Below are 16591 nucleotides of genomic sequence, written 5' to 3'. Positions count from 1 at the left end.
GTCACTTTTTGCCCGATCAATGCCCTGGTTGTTCCGATTCTTCGCCCTCTGGCCGCTGGCCGCCCTGCACGCGCTGGGCGCCGGGCTGGGCTGGCTGGTCTGGGCGCTGAGCCCGCGCTACCGCGCGCAGTTCCGCGCGCATGTGGCGCAGGCCGGCCTGCCGTTCGAGCTGGCACGCCCGGCGATCGCCGAGGCCGGCCGTTTTATCGCCGAGCTGCCCAAGTTGTGGATGCGACCCGCTGCGGAGTCTTGCCTGGGCAATGTGCGCGTGGAAGGCCAGGCCAACGCGGAGCAGGCATTCGCCCAGGGCCGCGGCGTGATTTTTTTCGGCCCGCATTGCGGCAGTTTTGAACTGGGCCCTCAGGCGCTTGCCGAACTCTACGGGCCCATCACCGCCATCTACCGCCCCGCGCGCAAGGCCTGGCTGGCGCGGCTGGAGCGGCTGGCGCGCGACCGCCCTCAACTCACCGTTGTTCCGGCATCGCTGAGCGGCATCCGCCTCATGCACAAAACCCTGAAAGCCAACCACGCCGTGGCCTTGCTGACCGACCAGGTGCCGCCGGAGGGCTTGGGGGTCTGGGCCCCGTTCTTCGGCAAGCCGGCTTACACCATGACCCTGGCGGCGCGGCTGGCGCTGCAAAGCGGGGCCGTGCTGTTGCCGGTAAGCTGCGAGCGCCTGCCGCATGGCAGTGGCTACTTCCTCAAGATATGGCCGGCGGTCCAGGGGGTTGAGCCCGACGACGCCGGCAAGCCACGCGCCGAACTGCTGCAGGCCGTGACGCAGATCAATCGCGCGATTGAAGCCATCGTGCTGAGCCAGCCCGGCCAGTACCTGTGGGGCTACGCACGCTACAAGACACCACGCAAGGAAGCCCCGCTTTGAAGACCGCCCGCCAGATGGCCAGCCGGCTCGTAACCCGCGGCGGCATTCTCTTTATGCAATTGCTGGCCCTGGTGCCGCTTTCGTGGACGCGTGCGCTGGGCGTGCTGCTTGGCTGGGTGCTGTATGCCGTGGTCGGTGCCCGCCGGCGCGTGGTAGATACCAACCTGGCTCTGTGCTTTCCGGCGCTTTCCGCGGATGAACGGCGCCGGCTGAATGTGCAGACCTTTGTGTATTTCGCCCAGGCCTGGCTGGACCGCGCATGGCTGTGGCATGCGCCCAAGGCCTGGGTGCAGCGCCGCGTGCACCTGACCGGCGCCATTGAAGAGCTCGCGGGCAACGCGCCCACGGTGATTTTTTTGCCGCATTTTGTGGGCCTGGATGCGGCCTGGACCGCGGTGGCGCTGCAAATGCCGCGGCCATCCACCACGATTTACACCGACCAGTCCAACAAGCTGGTGGACCGCTGGATACTGCGCGGGCGCCGTCGCTTCGGCAACCTGCGGCTGTTCGGCCGTGCGGCCGGCGTCAAGCCCATCGTCGCGGCGCTGCGTGAGGGCCAGCCGCTGTATTTGCTGCCCGACATGGATTTCGGCCCCGACGACTCGGTGTTTGTGCCCTTTTTCGGCGTGCCGACCGCCACGGTTCCTTCGCTCTCGCGTTTCGCCAGGCTGGGCCGTGCCAAGGTGCTACCCCTGCTGCCGCGCATCACCGCCACCGGCTACGAGGTGCAGGTGCTCCCGGCCTGGGCAAATTACCCCAGCGAAGATCCGGTGGCCGACACCGCGCTCATGAACGCGCGGCTGAGCGACTACATCGAAGCCATGCCGGCGCAGTACTACTGGGTGCACAAGCGCTTCAAGACCCGGCCTGAAGGCGATCCTTCGCTGTATTGAATGGGGCGCGCCCTGCGCCAAAGCCGCTAGCGCAAAAACTCCCGCAGATACGCCGCCACGAGCATCGGCTGTTCGTGGACTATCCAGTGGGTTGCGCCTTCGATGCGCCGCAATGTCATTTGCGGCACATAGTCGTCCAGCCCCTCCAGCAGGGCAGCCGGCAGCGCGGAGTCGTTCATGGCCCATAGCACCAGCGTCGGCAAATGGACTTCCAGCATCTCGCGCGGAATCGTCACGGCCGCCGCGGCCGGATCGTTATGCGGCGGGCCCGGCCGGGGAGGGCGCAGCGGAGAGGCGCGGTAGTAGTTGCAGGGCCCGGTCAGTCCCTGCCGCCAGATGCTGCGGTACTGCTCGCGCAGCGCATCGGTAAGCCAGGCATGCGGGCCGTCGACGGCACCCATGTTGGTGAAAAACTCCCAGAGGCGGCGAAAGTCGTCCTCGGCGAGCCCCGCTTCGGCGTCGGGACGGATCAGGAAATTCATATAGGCGCTGGCGGCCTGTTGTTGCGGCGAGTGCTGCAATTCCCGCAAGAAAGTGCCGGGATGCGGTGAGTTGATGACGGCCAGTTTTTTCATCAAGGCCGGGTGGCCGGCCGCCAGGTTCCAGGCCACGGCGCCGCCCCAGTCGTGGGCAACAAGGCATTCCAGTTGACCGCCCTCAAGCGCGATCAGCGCGGCGATGTCCTGCACCAGGTGTTTGGGCCGGTAGGCGGCGGCCTCCGTGGGTGCGCTGGAGTGTTCAAAGCCGCGCAGGTTGGGCGCGATGCAGCGATAACCGCCGTTTTCAGGCCGGGCAAAGTGCTCGAGCAGGCCGTCCCAGACAAATGCGGCTTCGGGAAAGCCGTGCAAAAACATCAGTACCGGCCGGCCTTTTTCGCCCCTGGCGCGGCACGACAGGGTGATGCCGTGGGGCAGGGCCTGCAAACTGGTTTCAATCATGGGCGCTACGCTTTTGTGTCGATGCGAAAAGCGCCGGCGGCCTCAATCGTTGATCTCTGGCAAGTCTTCGGGCGCGGCCTTGGCGGGCCTGGCCGGCCTTTCAGCCGGATGGGCCCAGTCCCACAGGTGCTGGGCGACTTCCTCGACGCCGCGGCGCTTCAGGGAAGAAAAGAGTTTGACGTCTCCGCCGCCGGCCTGCAGTCGCACAATGGACAGCGCCCTGGCCGCCTCGGCCTTGTTGAGCTTGTCGGACTTGGTCAGCAGCACCAGGAACTTCAGGCCCTCCTCGACGCGGGGACGGATCACGTCGAGCAGGATTTCGTCGAGTTCGGTCAGGCCCAGGCGCGGGTCGCACAGCAGCACCACGGCCTTGAGGTTGTCGCGCGTCTGCAAATAATTGCCCATCACCTGCTGCCAGCGGTATTTGGCTTCCTTGGGCACGGCCGCATAGCCGTAGCCCGGCAGGTCGGCCAGCACCGCGTCCATAACGCCCTGCTTGCCCAGGCTGAACAGGTTGATGCTTTGCGTACGGCCGGGCGTTTTCGAGGCAAAAGCCAGCCGGTGCTGCTGCGTCAGGGTATTGATGCAGGTGGATTTGCCCGCATTGGAGCGGCCCACGAAGGCGATTTCAGGCACGTCGACGCGCGGCAGGTGCTTGAGTTCGGGCGCGGTGGTCAGGAATTTGGCCGTGTGCAGCCAGCCCATGGCGATTTTGGGATCGGGGGTGTCCGATGCTGCGGGAGCTGTTTTGGGCGGCGGTGCGGAGGTCATGGTCGGGCGGTCCCTGAAGGTCGTTTGCATGCCGGCGGCATGCGTAAATGGGGCCAAAGCCCCAGTGGGCGGGGCCTGGGAGGCCATGAGCCGGCAGGAGGGCCCTGGTGGCTTGCCGCGGCAAGACCCCGAATAATCGGGGGTGCCCTGAAGCCATTGTAAAATCAGAAAGTTATACGTTTTGTGCGCCAACCAATTAAAACCCCCGATATGAAGCTGTTCGTTACTTCCCTCCTGGCCGCTTTGCTGGCCGTGCCCGCCGTATCGTCCTTCGCCGCCGGCGAAGCCGCACCCGCGCACGACGCTGCCGCCCCGGCCGCCGCAGCGGCCCCGGCCAAGGTTGCCAAGCCCGACCTGGTCAAGGGTGGTGCCAGCTTCGGCGCCGTGTGCGCGAGCTGCCACGGTGCCGACGGCAATTCCGGCGTTCCCGCCAACCCCAAGCTGGCGCAGCAGCACCCTGAATACCTCGTCAAGCAACTGCAGGAGTTCAAGGCGGGCAAGCGCAAGAGCCCCATCATGCAGGGCTTCGCCTCGGCACTCTCCGATGACGACATGAAAAACATCGCCTACTGGGTCACCTCGCAAAAAGCCAAGGCCGGTTTTGCGAAGGACAAGGAACTGGTCGCCCTCGGTGAGCGCATTTATCGCGGCGGCGTGCAGGATCGCCAGATCGCCGCCTGTGCGGGTTGCCACAGCCCGACCGGCGCCGGCATTCCTTCCCAATACCCGCGCCTGAGCGGCCAGCATGCCGACTACACCGTGACGCAACTGACGGCTTTCCGTGACGGCGGCCGCAAGAACAGCGTCCCCATGACCCAGGTCGCCGCCAAGCTCAACGACCGCGAAATCCGCGCCCTGGCCGACTACATTGCCGGCCTGCGCTGAGCCGGGGCCTGCTGCGATGCGGGCTTTTCGCTGAAAATACACGCAGGCTGGCTGCAGTATTGTTGAACCCAAGCCGCTAAAACCAATCACACCAAGGCGGGTCTTTCTGATGAAAGCCCGCCTTTTTCTTTTTCCCTTTTCCGGCTGCCATTAGTACTGCAACCCCAAAGTATCGAAACATGAAAGCGCGTCTTCGCACCCATGGCGGCGTTGCAATCCTTGCGAAGGCGTCCAGCCTTCGCTACGGCTTGCGCCTTGCCCTGGGCACGAATCCACCGCTTTCATTTTGTTTCGCTACTTCGGGGTTGCAGTACTCGCCGCTCCCGATTCCATTTCAAGCATGACAGTTTCCACCCAGGGTATGAAAGTCAATTGGGGCTCCCGCAGCTTGCGGGCGTCGGTGGAGCTGCTGTCGTCCATGCGGTTCTCCATTTCGCTGCTGACGGTCATCTGCATCGCGTCCATCATCGGCACGGTGCTCAAGCAGGCGGAGCCGCTGGTCAACTACGTGAACCAGTTCGGCCCGTTCTGGGCGCAGGCCTTCAGCCTGCTGAGCCTGAACACCGTCTACAGCGCCTGGTGGTTCCTGCTGATCCTGGCTTTTCTGGTCATTTCGACTTCGCTGTGCATCGCGCGCAACACGCCGAAAATCCTGGCGGACCTGAACCAGCTCAAGGAAAACGTCCGCGAGCAAAGCCTCAAGGCCTTCGGCCACCGCGCCGAGGCCGCACTGGCAGAGGCGCCTGAATCGGCCGCGCGCCGTATCGGCCAGACCCTGGTGCAAAGCGGCTGGAAGGTCAAACTGCAACAGCGCCAGACACCCGAAGGCGGCGGCTGGATGGTGGCGGCCAAGAAGGGCGCGGCCAACAAGCTGGGTTACATCGCGGCGCACAGCGCCATCGTGCTGGTGTGTGTGGGCGGCTTGCTGGACGGCGACATGATCGTGCGCGCGCAAATGTGGCTCAATGGGAAATCCATTTATACAGGCGGCGGCCTCATCGCCGACGTGCCGCTCCAGTACCGGCTGAGCGACAGCAACCCGACTTTCCGCGCCAACCTGCTGGTGTCCGAAGGCACGCAGTCCAGCACCGCCATCCTGAATCAGCCCGGCGGCGTGCTGTTGCAGGAACTGCCGTTTTCCATCGAGCTGAAAAAATTCATCGTCGAGTACTACTCGACCGGCATGCCCAAGCTGTTTGCCAGCGACATCATCATCCACGACAAGGAAACCGGCGAGAAAATCCCGGCGCGCGTAGAGGTCAACCATCCGGCGCGCCACAGGGGCATCGAAATTTATCAATCGAGCTTTGATGACGGCGGCTCCAGCGTCACGCTCAAGGCCATCCCCATGGCGGCGGCCACCAAACCATTTGAAATCCAGGGCACGATTGGCGGCACCAGCAGCCTGAGCAATGGCAAAGGCGAGGGCGCTGAAAAGCTCACGCTCGAGTACACCGCGCTGCGCGTCATCAACGTCGAAAACTTCGCCGCGGGCGGCAACATGGGATCGGGCGCCGATGTGCGCAAGGTCGATTTGCACCAGGCTATCGATTCGCGCCTGGGCGCGGCGAACAAGACGGTCACGCAAAAAGAGCTTCGCAACGTCGGCCCCAGCGTGAGCTACAAGCTGCGCGACGCAGCCGGCCAGGCCCGCGAATTCCACAACTACATGCTGCCGGTCAAGACCGATCCTGGCGAAAACAGCCCGGCGGTCTACCTGCTGGGCGTGCGCGAGACACCCTCGGCTCCTTTCCAGTACCTCCGCATCCCTGTGGATGCGGAAGGCGGCATGGAGACTTTTTTGCGGTTACGCGCCGCGCTGGCCGACCCCGCCCAACGCGAACTGGCCGTCAAGCGCTATGCCAGCCAGGCCATAGGCCGCGACCGGCCTGAATTGGCGCAACAGCTGGCCGCCTCGGCCTCGCGCGCGCTGGCGCTGTTTGCCGGAAGCGGGACTGGTGCCGCCAACGGCGATGGCAAAACCACGGCCGGCCTTCAGGCGATTTCGGATTTCATGGAAGCCAATGTCCCCGAGGCCGAGCGCAACCGTGCCGGCGAAGTGCTGGTCCGCATTCTCAACGGCGCGCTGTTCGAACTGGCCCAGATGACGAGGGAGCAGGCGGGGCTCAAGCCCATGGCGCAGGACGAAAAAACCCTTGCCTTCATGTCGCAAATGGTGCTCAGCCTGTCGGACGCGCATTTCTATCCCGCGCCCATGGCGTTTGAGCTCAAGGAGTTCACCCAGGTCCAGGCCAGCGTGTTCCAGGTGGCGCGTGCGCCGGGCAAGACCGTTGTTTATCTGGGCTGCGCCTTGCTCATCCTGGGCGTGTTCGCCATGCTCTACGTGCGCGAGCGCCGCGTCTGGGTCTGGCTGGCGCCGGGCGGCCGGGGCGAGGCTGGCAATGCCGCGGGTTCAATGCCAGAATCAGCTGTAAGCAGCCAGGCCACCATGGCCTTGTCCACCAACCGCAAAACGATGGATGGCGACAAGGAGTTCGAGATGTTGAAAACGAAACTGTTGCAGGCGCCCTTATGAATACCTCCACCATCAACACCACGGCGGTGAACACCACCACGCTGAAGGCCGGCGGCGACAGCACGCTCAGTCTCAACGAAGGCTATTTCGCCCGGCGCAACGTGCTGGACTGGGTGTTCGCCGCGCTGGTCGCCGGCGGCTTTCTTTACGCCTTCGCGCGCTACGGCGCTTTCATGGACGTCTATGAAAAAGGCATCCTGCTGGCCGCCATTCCGGCCGCCATCGCGATGGGCTGGTTCTGGCGGCCGCTGCGGGTGCTCATGGTGGTGGTGAGCGTCTTCGCGCTGCTGGGCATTGCGTCTTACCAGGGTGATCTCGCGCGGGCCGATCAGGTGTTCTGGCTCAAGTACTTTCTTTCCAGTCAGTCGGCGATCCTGTGGATGAGTGTGCTGTTTTTCATGAGCACGATTTTTTACTGGCTGGGGATGTTCGCCAAGGGCCAGAGCGGCACGCTGGAGTCGCTGGGTTCCAAAATCGCCTGGGTTGCCGTCGGCATGGCGCTGATCGGCACGCTGGTGCGCTGGTATGAGAGCTACCTGATAGGCGCCGACGTCGGCCACATTCCCGTGAGCAACCTGTATGAAGTCTTCGTGCTGTTTTGCTGGATGACGGCGGCCTTCTACCTCTACTTTGAATCGCAGTACAACACCCGCGCGCTCGGCGCTTTCGTGATGCTGGTGGTCAGCGCCGCGGTCGGCTTTTTGCTCTGGTACACCGTGGTGCGCGAAGCCCATGAGATCCAGCCGCTGGTGCCCGCCCTCAAGAGCTGGTGGATGAAGCTGCATGTGCCGGCCAACTTCATCGGCTATGGCATGTTCTCGCTGGCCGCCATGGTGTCGCTGTCTTACCTGATCAAGCAGCAAGCCGATGAAAAGCAGTGGTACCGGCTCACGCCGCTGTGGCTACTGGGCGTGGTGCTGTGTTTTGTGCCCATCGTGTTTCGCAGCAAGTCGCCGGCCGAAGTGGGCGGCAGCTACTACTGGGTCGGCTACCTCGCGGTATCGGGGCTGATCGCCGCCGGCATCCTGCTGGGCCGCAAGCGCATCGCGGCGCGCCTGCCCAGCTTTGAGGTGCTGGACGACGTGATGTACAAGGCGATTGCCGTCGGCTTTGCCTTCTTCACCATCGCCACGGTGCTGGGTGCCCTCTGGGCCGCCGAGGCCTGGGGCGGCTACTGGAGCTGGGATCCCAAGGAGACCTGGGCGCTGATCGTCTGGCTCAACTACGCGGCCTGGCTGCACATGCGGCTCATGAAGGGCCTGCGCGGCACGGTCGCCGCCTGGTGGGCCCTGGTGGGGCTGGCGGTCACCTCGTTTGCCTTCCTGGGCGTCAACATGTTCCTCTCGGGCCTGCACAGCTACGGAACCTTGTAGCCGGCCGGGGGTCTTTGCTTAGAGCGTAAACAGGCTCTACCCCGGCTGAATCCGTGTAAGAACCTGACGCGTATTCAGACTAAGCCATAACGGATTTATCAAGGACGCCTCCATGCTCATCAAAACCCACGCCAGCGGTTTCGACCACCCTGTTCCCAGCGAGATCACGCCGCAGGGCATTTACCACGGCCGCCGCGACCTGATCAAGCTGATGGCCACGGGTGCCGCGGGCGCGGCCATGGCCGGCTGGGCGGGGCGCCAGGCGATGGCGCAGACGGTGCAAAAACCCGGCAAACTCGCGGCTCTGCCCGGCGGCAAATCGGTGGTGGCCGGTGCGGTGACCATGGAGAAGGTCACCGACTACAAAGACGCCAGCACTTATAACAACTACTACGAGTTCGGCACCGACAAGTCCGATCCCGCCAAAAACGCCCACACGCTGGTGACCAAGCCCTGGTCGGTGGCCGTTGAAGGCCTGGTCAAGCAGCCCAAGACCTTCACACTCGAAGACCTGATCAAGCTGGCCCCGCAGGAAGAGCGCATTTACCGCCTGCGCTGCGTGGAAGGCTGGTCCATGGTGATTCCCTGGGTCGGCTATTCGCTGTCCGAACTCATCAAGAAGGTCGAGCCGCTGGGCAACGCGAAGTACGTCGAGTTCATCACCCTGGCCGATCCCAAAACCATGCCTTTTGTGGGTTCGCGCGTGCTGGACTGGCCGTATGTGGAAGCCCTTCGCCTGGACGAAGCCATGCACCCGCTGGCACTGCTGGCTTTCGGTATGTACGGCGAAGTGCTGCCCAACCAGAATGGCGCGCCGGTGCGCATGGTGCTGCCCTGGAAGTACGGCTTCAAGAGCGGCAAGAGCATCGTCAAGATTCGCTTCACCGACAAGGAGCCGCGCACGGCCTGGAACAAGGCCGCGGCGCAGGAGTACGGCTTTTATTCGAATGTGAACCCCGAGGTGGATCACCCGCGCTGGAGCCAGGCCACCGAACGCCGTATCGGCGAGGACGGCCTGTTCGCCAAGAAGCGCAAGACCCTGATGTTCAACGGCTATGAAGCCCAGGTGGGCCAGCTCTACGCGGGCATGGACCTCAAGAAGAACTTCTGATGGCCACGCTTAAAGCGGCAACGCAGAAGTGGTTGCTGCACCCCGCAGCCAAACCGGTGCTGTTCATCATCTGCCTGCTGCCATTTGCCTGGCTGTTCTACGGCGCTTTCACCAACCAGCTTGGGGCCAACCCCGCCGAGGCGCTGATACGTGCCACCGGCGACTGGACGCTGCGTTTTATCTGCATCGTGCTGGCGGTCACGCCGCTTCGGGTCATCAGCGGCACGCCGGCGTTGGCACGCTTTCGGCGCATGCTGGGGCTGTTTGCGTACTTCTATGTGGTCGTTCACCTGCTGAGCTACAGCTGGTTTGACATGGGCTTTGACTTTGCCGACATCGCCAAGGACATCGCCAAGCGGCCATTCATCCTGGTGGGGTTTACGGCTTTTGTGCTGCTGACGCCGCTGGCGGCTACCTCGTTTAACGCCGCCATCAAGGCCATGGGCGCCAAGCGCTGGCAGTGGTTGCACAAGCTGGTTTATCTCATCGCCGGCCTGGGGTTGCTGCACTTCTTCTGGATGCGCGCGGGCAAGAACAATTTCGCCGAGGTGTTTGTCTACGCCGCGATCATCGCGGTGCTGCTGGGCTGGCGTGTGCAGCAGTTCCTCAGGAAAAAGAAGCCGCAGCCCGCTTACGGCGTTCGCGGCAAGCTGTCCTAGCGGCAGCCTTCAGGGCTCTTTCAGCTGCCGCCTACCAGTTGCTCCTGCCGCATCTGGTCTTCCGCGTTTTCCCGCCGGCGAATGAGGTGCGCCTGGCCGCCGTCCACCAGCACTTCGGCGGCGCGGCCGCGCGTGTTGTAGTTGCTGGCCATGCTCATGCAATACGCGCCCGCCGACATCACGGCCAACTGGTCGCCCGCCACCACTGCAAGCTTGCGGTCGCGGCCTATCCAGTCGCCGCTTTCGCAGACCGGCCCGACTACGTCATAGGTCATTTCGGACGCGCTTCGGGTAGCAGTGGCCGACAGGGGCACGATCGCGTGGAAAGCCTGGTACATCGCGGGGCGCGGCAGGTCGTTCATGGCCGCATCGATGATGCAGAAATTCTTGTGCTCGCCGGGCTTGACGTAGAGCACCTCGGCCAGGCACACACCCGCATTGCCGACCAGCGAACGGCCGGGCTCGATCATGAGCTTTTTGCCGCCGTAGCCACGCGCGTCCAGCCTGGCCAGCAGCTGCTGCCACAAGGCGTCGGCCTCGGGCGGGGTGTCGTTGTTGTAGTTGATGCCGAGGCCTCCGCCGAAGTCGATGTGTTCCAGCGTGATGTCGGCGGCTTCGATGGCGGCCACCAGGTCCAGCACCCGGTCCATGGCGTCGAGGTAGGGCGTGGCCTCGGTGATTTGCGAGCCGATGTGGCAGTCGATGCCGACCACCCGCAGCCCCTTGAGCGAAGCCGCATGCCGGTAGATGCGCAGCGCCTCTTCATGCGCCACGCCGAACTTGTTGTCCTTCAGGCCCGTGGAAATATAGGGGTGCGTCTTGGGATCGACGTTGGGGTTGACGCGGATGCTGACGGGTGCGCGCAGGCCCTGCGCCAGGGCCACCTCCGACAGCACCTCCAGTTCGGCCTCGCTTTCGACGTTGAAGCAGCCTATGCCGGCGGCCAGTGCTTTGCGCATCTCGGCGCGGGTTTTGCCTACACCCGAAAAAATGATCTTGCCGGCTTCGCCGCCCGCGGCCAGCACGCGGTCCAGCTCGCCGCCCGAGACGATGTCAAAGCCGCAGCCTGCGCGGGCGAACACCTGCAGCACGCCCAGGGATGAATTGGCCTTCATGGCGTAGCAGATTTGCGCATCGCGACCCGCAAAACCGCGCTGGTAGGCGGCCAGTGCCGACAGCATCGCGGCCTTGGAATACACAAAGAGCGGCGTGCCGTGCGCGGCGGCGAGCTCGCGCAGGCTGAGGTCTTCAACAAAAAGTTCGCTCTCGCGGTAGGCGAAATGCGGATGGCCAGGGAGAAGTGGGCGGGTCATGGGATGGAGTGACTGTGAGGGTTCGAGGTATCTTAAGGAGCGCCCGGCTTTGGCGCCATGGCCGATTCAAGGTGTCTTTCAGCCGCCGCCTTGGATTTGAAGGTTCAGGCCGGGGCCGGCCTGGAGCTTGTCAAAGCGGGTGGATGACGGTTGCTTAGCGGGCGGCGGAAGCCGGCAGGGCCGGCGTGGCGGCGGCTGGTGCCTCGGGAAGGGTGGTGGCGGGCGGGGTGGACAGCGCAGGTGCTGCAACCGGGACCCTCGGCGGCACCGGGAGATACAGCGGGCCTTTCTGCCCGCAACCCGCCAACAGGGCGGAGGCGGCCACAATCGCGGCAAGGCCATGCCGAAAGGCGGGATTGCGGCTGCGGCCTAAAATTTGAACTGAAGAAACCATGACGGGATTGTAATGACGGACCTTGAATACCAGGATCTGGCCGAGCGCGCGCTCCAGGCGGTGGAAGCGGCCTGCGACCGGATCAACGACGAAACCGATGCGGACATCGACAACCAGCGGACTGGCGGCATGATCACGCTGACTTTTGCCAACCGCAGCCAGATCATCATCAACCTGCAAAAGCCCCTGCAGGAAATCTGGATGGCGGCCAAAGCCGGCGGCTTTCACTATAAATACAGCAATGGCCGTTGGGCCGATACCAAGGATTCGAGCGAATTCTTCGCCGGCTTGTCGCGCTATGCGAGCGAACAGGCCGGACAGCCGCTGGTGTTCAAGATGCAGGACTGACTTTCCCGCAGAGGCAGCGCAAATAAAAACGGCCCCTATGGGCCGTTTTTATTGATCGGTGCGCCGACCCGCTCAGTTTTTGAACAGGTCCAGGATGCGCTTTTTCTCATCCGAGGGTGGAAGAACCTGGATCGCGCCTCCTGATGCAGCCGCGCTGGCCGCCTGGCCGGAGTTGGCCGCCGCCGGATCCTGCTGGACGCCTACGGTGCTGACGCCTGAGCCCCTTGCGTATTCGCTGTAGTACCACTCGCCTCCGACATTGACGACACCTTCCGGCGGCGGGTATTCCGTGACCGGCACGCCTTTGAGGGCGTATTCCATGTAATTGATCCAGATCGGAAGGCTGAGGCCGCCGCCGGTTTCACGGTCGCCCAGCTTCTTGGGGGTGTCGTAACCCATCCAGACCGCTGCAGCCAGCGTAGGCTGGAAACCCACAAACCAGGTGTCTATGGAGTCGTTGGTCGTGCCGGTCTTGCCGAAGAGATCGGGCCGCTTGAGCGTGGCTTGCGCCTTGGCCGCCGTACCTGAGCGCGCCACTTCCTGCAGCAAGCTGTCCATGATGAAGGCATTGCGTGCCTCAATGCCGCGGGCCGATTCATCCAGCGCGGGGGGCTTGGTTTCCAGCAGGACCTTGCCGCGCTGGTCGGTTATCTTGGTGACCAGGTAGGGATTGACACGGTAGCCACCGTTGGCGAACACCGAATAGGCCGTCACCATCTGCATGGGGGTGACCGAGCCGGCGCCCAGCGCCATGGTCAGGTAGGCAGGGTGTTTCTCTGCTTCAAAGCCGAAGTGGGTGATCCAGTCCTGGGCGTAGGGTGCGCCAATGGCCTGCAGGATGCGGATGGAAATCATGTTCTTGGATTTCTTCAGGCCGGTCCGCAGGCTCATCGGGCCTTCGAAATTGCCGTCGTAGTTCTTCGGCTCCCAGGGCTGGCCGCCGGTTACACCCGCGTCGAAGAACAGGGGGGCGTCGTTGACCACGGTGGCGGGGGTAAAGCCTTTTTCCAGCGCGGCCGAGTAGATAAAGGGCTTGAAGCTGGAGCCGGGCTGGCGCCAGGCCTGGGTCACGTGGTTGAACTTGTTTTTCTCAAAGTCAAAACCGCCCACCAGCGCGCGTATGGAGCCGTCGCGCGGGTCCAGCGCCACGAATGCGCCCTCGACCTCAGGCAGCTGGGTGATTTCCCAGGTGTTTTTCGGCGTTTTCGCCACGCGGATCAGGGCGCCGCGGCGTATCTTGATGTTGGGGCCGGCCTTGTCGGCGAGGCCGGACTGCGCGGGTTTGAGGCCGTCGCCGGTGATTTCGACGGTTTCGCTGTTCTGACGCATGGCCAGGATGCGCTTGGGGTTGGCCTCCAGCACCACGGCCGACATCACGTCGCCGTTGTCGGGGTTGTCGGTCAGTGCGTCGTCGATGGCGTCTTCCGTTTCCTGCGGGTTGGCGGGCAGGTCTATGAATTTTTCGGGCCCGCGGTAAATCTGGCGGCGCTCGTAATCCATGATGCCTTTGCGCAGCGCCTTGTAGGCCACGGTCTGGTCGGTGGCGCGCAAGGTGGTGTAGACGTTCAGGCCGCGGGTGTAGGTCTCGTCGCCGTACTGGTTGTAAACCAGCTGGCGCACGGTTTCGGCCACGTACTCGGCATGCACCCGGCCGGCGTCGGGACCGGTTTTGACCTTCAGCGGCTCTTCTTTGGCGGCTTTGGCCTGTTCTGCCGTGATAAAGCCGTTTTCCTCCATGCGCTCAATGATGTAGAGCTGGCGGGCGCGGGCGCGCTTGGGGTTGATGATGGGGTTGTAGGCCGACGGCGCCTTGGGCAGGCCGGCCAGCATGGCCGCCTCGGAGATCGTGATGTTCTTGAGCGGCTTGCCGAAATAGGCCTCCGAAGCGGCGGCAAAGCCATAGGCCCGGTTGCCCAGGAAGATCTGGTTCATATAAATCTCAAGGATCTGGTCCTTGGTCATCAGATGCTCCAGCTTGAAGGTCAGCAGGATTTCATAGATCTTGCGGGTGTAGCTTTTTTCCGCCGAGAGGTACACATTGCGGGCCACCTGCATGGTGATGGTGGAGGCGCCCTGGCTCTTGGCGCGGCCTACGTTGGCGAAACCGGCGCGGATCACGCCCAGGTAGTCCACACCGCCGTGGGAGAAAAAGCGCGCGTCTTCAATCGCAAGTACCGCGTCCTTCATGACCTGGGGGATGTCCTGGATGGGGGTGAGGCTGCGCCGTTCTTCGCCGAACTCGCCGATCACCACCCCGTCGGCGGAATAAACACGCAGCGGCAGCTTGGGCCGGTAGTCCACCAGGTCGGAAATGTCGGGCAGGTTGGGATAGGCGACTGACAGGGCCACGGCCACAAACAGCAGGACGCTGACGACGCCTGCCAGCAACAGGCCGGTGCTCCACAAAAGGAACTTGACCAGCCAGCGCGGCAGCCAGGACTTGCCTGGAGAGCTTGACGTGGACGGGCCGGAGTTTGAATCAGGAGGGGTGGGCGTGGAGGGCATGTAGGCAATCGTAAAGTCGCGTCACTATTATAAAAATCCTGGAAACCGGGGCGTATCGGGGTGGTTGCGAAACGTCACACTTTTACGTTTGCAGACACCGTTTTGCCGGAACTGAGTCGCTTGCACTCAGTTACAAGCGTCGGCTTTTGACAACGTTCTGGATGCGCAGAACAGGAAAAATCCTTACTGCACAAAGAGCTTACTGCTACTATTCAAGTGATTTCTTAAGTATGCAGGGCTACATATTAGCCGTCATTTGGGGACTGCCTTGATCTCTCTGGGGTCGTTATTCAACCGCCAAGAACCCGCTTTGTTGGGTTTGGATATCAGTTCGTCCAGCGTCAAGCTGGTGGAGTTGAGCCGTGACAAGGCCGGTAACCTGGTGCTGGATCGCTGCGCGATCGAGCCCCTGGAACGCGGCTGGATCACGGACGGCAATGTCGAGAAATTCGACGAAGTTGCCGATGCCGTGCGCCGCCTGGTCAAAAAGAGCGGAACCCGCACCAAAAACGTTGCCATGGCGCTGCCTGCTTCGGCGGTCATCACCAAAAAAATCATTCTCCCTGGCGGCATGACGGACGCCGAACTGGAAACCCAGGTCGAATCCGAAGCCAACCAATATATTCCCTTCTCCCTGGATGAAGTCAGCCTTGACTTCTGCGTGGTGGGCCCCAGCGCTACCTCCAGCGGCGACGTTGAGGTGCTGATTGCCGCTTCGCGCAAGGAAAAGGTCCAGGACCGGGAAGGCCTGGCGGAAGCCGCGGGCCTCAAACCCATCGTTGTCGATGTGGAGTCCTACGCCTCACGCCTGGCAACCGCCCGCCTGATCGAGAATCTGCCCAACAAGGGGGTGGACACCATGGTCGCCCTGTTCGAGGTGGGCGCTTTGACCACCAGCATGCAGGTCATCAAGAACGACGAAGTGCTGTACGAGCGCGACCAGGCCTTTGGCGGTGCGCAGCTGACGCAATTGATCGTGCGCCAATACGGGTTTTCGCCTGAAGAAGCCGAGAGCAAGAAGCGAAGCGGCGATTTGCCCGAAGACTACGGCTCAGGCGTCCTGAAACCGTTTGTGGAAAGCATGGCCCAGGAAATCGGCCGCGCCCTGCAATTCTTCTTTACCAGCACCCCGCACAACAAAGTGGACTACGTCATGCTGGCCGGCGGGTCGTCCGCCCTGCCTGGGCTGACCGACTCCGTCACGCAGCAGACCTCGTTCGCCTGCCTCCTGGCCAATCCCTTCGAGGGAATGGAGCTTGGCGAGGGCGTGCGGGAGAAAAAAATGCGCCGTGAGGCATCGTCATACCTGACCTCCTGCGGTCTGGCTTTGCGGAGGTTCCTGCAGTGATTCTGGTCAATCTGCTCCCGCACCGGGAAGCCGCGCGCAAGCGCAGGCGCGAAACCTTTTTTGCAACGCTTGGCGTGGCGGCCCTGGTGGGCGGCCTGATTTGCGGCGCCGTGTACTCCTGGTACCTCGCCCAGATTGAAAACCAGCGCAGCAAGAACAACTTTCTGAAAACCGAAATCACGCGCCTTGAAAATCAAATCAAGGAGATTTCCACCTTGCAGGCGGAAATCGCCGCGCTGAGGGCGCGCCAGAACGCGGTGGAAGACCTGCAAGGCAACCGCAACCTGCCGGTTTATCTGCTCAGCGAACTGGTCAAGCAGCTGCCTGACGGCGTGTACATCAACAGCATGAGGCAGGACAACCAGACGGTATTCATCACCGGCGTGGCCCAGTCCAACGAGCGCGTGTCCGAACTGCTGCGCAACCTGGCCAACAACAGCCCCTGGCTGACCCGGCCGGAGTTGGTCGAAATCACGGCCAGCACGGTGGCATTGACGCCGCGCGACCAGCGGCGCGTTTCCAATTTTTCCATGCGTGTCGGGCTCCAGCGCGCCACCGCGCCCAAGGCGCCCGCGTCGGCCCCTGGTGCTGCGCCGGCAACTGCGGCGATCCCGGCCAAAGCCTGAAGCAGGTT

General features: G+C 63.1%; 15 protein-coding genes. 10 read left to right on the top strand and 5 right to left on the bottom strand.

The annotated features are described in order from the left end of the window. Positions 1–19 precede the first annotated feature (19 nt). Positions 20–883: a lysophospholipid acyltransferase family protein gene (locus AC1DXS_RS07425; RefSeq protein WP_477736878.1), complete on the top strand. Its 864-nt coding sequence runs from the start codon at positions 20–22 to the stop codon at positions 881–883. Continuing rightward, positions 880–1776 carry a lysophospholipid acyltransferase family protein gene (locus AC1DXS_RS07420; RefSeq protein WP_477736877.1) on the top strand — a complete coding sequence of 299 codons (897 nt, stop codon included), beginning with the start codon at positions 880–882 and terminating at the stop codon, positions 1774–1776. The genes AC1DXS_RS07425 and AC1DXS_RS07420 overlap by 4 nt, the downstream gene beginning before the upstream one ends. Before the next feature lie 26 nt (positions 1777–1802). On the opposite strand, the gene AC1DXS_RS07415 is transcribed toward AC1DXS_RS07420, so the two are convergent. Together AC1DXS_RS07415 and yihA are read right to left on the bottom strand one after the other, a co-directional pair. Then, positions 1803–2714 (bottom strand): alpha/beta fold hydrolase, encoded by a 912-nt coding sequence (locus tag AC1DXS_RS07415; protein ID WP_477736876.1) that lies wholly within the window; start codon positions 2712–2714, stop codon positions 1803–1805. A 42-nt stretch (positions 2715–2756) separates the two neighbouring features. Further along, a complete protein-coding gene (yihA, locus tag AC1DXS_RS07410; protein ID WP_477736875.1) occupies positions 2757–3485 on the bottom strand; it encodes a ribosome biogenesis GTP-binding protein YihA/YsxC in 729 nt (242 codons plus the stop codon). 210 nt (positions 3486–3695) lie between these two features. Between yihA and AC1DXS_RS07405 the strand changes: the two genes are divergently transcribed. The 5 genes from AC1DXS_RS07405 to AC1DXS_RS07385 all read left to right on the top strand — a co-directional run bounded on the left by AC1DXS_RS07405 (position 3696) and on the right by AC1DXS_RS07385 (position 10049). Next, the gene (locus tag AC1DXS_RS07405) at positions 3696–4370 is read left to right on the top strand and encodes a c-type cytochrome (RefSeq protein WP_477736874.1); all 675 of its coding nucleotides are present in this window, start codon (positions 3696–3698) and stop codon (positions 4368–4370) included. Between the two features lie 340 nt (positions 4371–4710). Beyond that, complete coding sequence (locus AC1DXS_RS07400) at positions 4711–6906, top strand: cytochrome c biogenesis protein ResB (protein ID WP_477736873.1); 2196 nt, start codon at positions 4711–4713, stop codon at positions 6904–6906. Further along, positions 6903–8279 (top strand): c-type cytochrome biogenesis protein CcsB, encoded by a 1377-nt coding sequence (ccsB, locus tag AC1DXS_RS07395; protein ID WP_477736872.1) that lies wholly within the window; start codon positions 6903–6905, stop codon positions 8277–8279. The genes AC1DXS_RS07400 and ccsB overlap by 4 nt, the downstream gene beginning before the upstream one ends. A gap of 112 nt (positions 8280–8391) precedes the next feature. Then, positions 8392–9390, top strand: a complete 999-nt coding sequence (gene msrP / locus AC1DXS_RS07390; protein ID WP_477736871.1) for a protein-methionine-sulfoxide reductase catalytic subunit MsrP — start codon at positions 8392–8394, stop codon at positions 9388–9390. Then, entirely contained in the window at positions 9390–10049 is a 660-nt protein-coding gene (locus AC1DXS_RS07385) for a protein-methionine-sulfoxide reductase heme-binding subunit MsrQ (RefSeq protein WP_477736870.1), read from the top strand. Before msrP ends, AC1DXS_RS07385 begins: the two co-directional genes overlap by 1 nt. A 20-nt stretch (positions 10050–10069) precedes the next feature. Here AC1DXS_RS07385 and lysA read toward each other — a convergent pair whose 3' ends face one another. After that, the gene (gene lysA / locus AC1DXS_RS07380; RefSeq protein ID WP_477736869.1) at positions 10070–11362 is read right to left on the bottom strand and encodes a diaminopimelate decarboxylase; all 1293 of its coding nucleotides are present in this window, start codon (positions 11360–11362) and stop codon (positions 10070–10072) included. 154 nt (positions 11363–11516) lie between these two features. After that, a complete protein-coding gene (gene lptM, locus AC1DXS_RS07375) occupies positions 11517–11756 on the bottom strand; it encodes an LPS translocon maturation chaperone LptM (protein ID WP_477736868.1) in 240 nt (79 codons plus the stop codon). A gap of 12 nt (positions 11757–11768) precedes the next feature. On the opposite strand from lptM, the gene cyaY reads away from it, so the two are divergent. Further along, positions 11769–12104 (top strand): iron donor protein CyaY, encoded by a 336-nt coding sequence (gene cyaY / locus AC1DXS_RS07370; RefSeq protein ID WP_477736867.1) that lies wholly within the window; start codon positions 11769–11771, stop codon positions 12102–12104. Positions 12105–12176: 72 nt separating this feature from the next. On the opposite strand, the gene AC1DXS_RS07365 is transcribed toward cyaY, so the two are convergent. Beyond that, complete coding sequence (locus AC1DXS_RS07365; RefSeq protein ID WP_477736866.1) at positions 12177–14609, bottom strand: penicillin-binding protein 1A; 2433 nt, start codon at positions 14607–14609, stop codon at positions 12177–12179. A gap of 268 nt (positions 14610–14877) precedes the next feature. On the opposite strand from AC1DXS_RS07365, the gene AC1DXS_RS07360 reads away from it, so the two are divergent. Both AC1DXS_RS07360 and AC1DXS_RS07355 read left to right on the top strand, forming a co-directional pair. Beyond that, a complete protein-coding gene (locus AC1DXS_RS07360) occupies positions 14878–15957 on the top strand; it encodes a pilus assembly protein PilM (RefSeq protein WP_477736865.1) in 1080 nt (359 codons plus the stop codon). Next, the gene (locus tag AC1DXS_RS07355) at positions 15954–16583 is read left to right on the top strand and encodes a PilN domain-containing protein (RefSeq protein ID WP_477736864.1); all 630 of its coding nucleotides are present in this window, start codon (positions 15954–15956) and stop codon (positions 16581–16583) included. The genes AC1DXS_RS07360 and AC1DXS_RS07355 overlap by 4 nt, the downstream gene beginning before the upstream one ends. Positions 16584–16591: the final 8 nt, after the last annotated feature.

This window comes from Polaromonas sp. P3_B1, from assembly GCF_056402935.1.
This window is presented reverse-complemented; position numbering and strand designations above follow the sequence as displayed.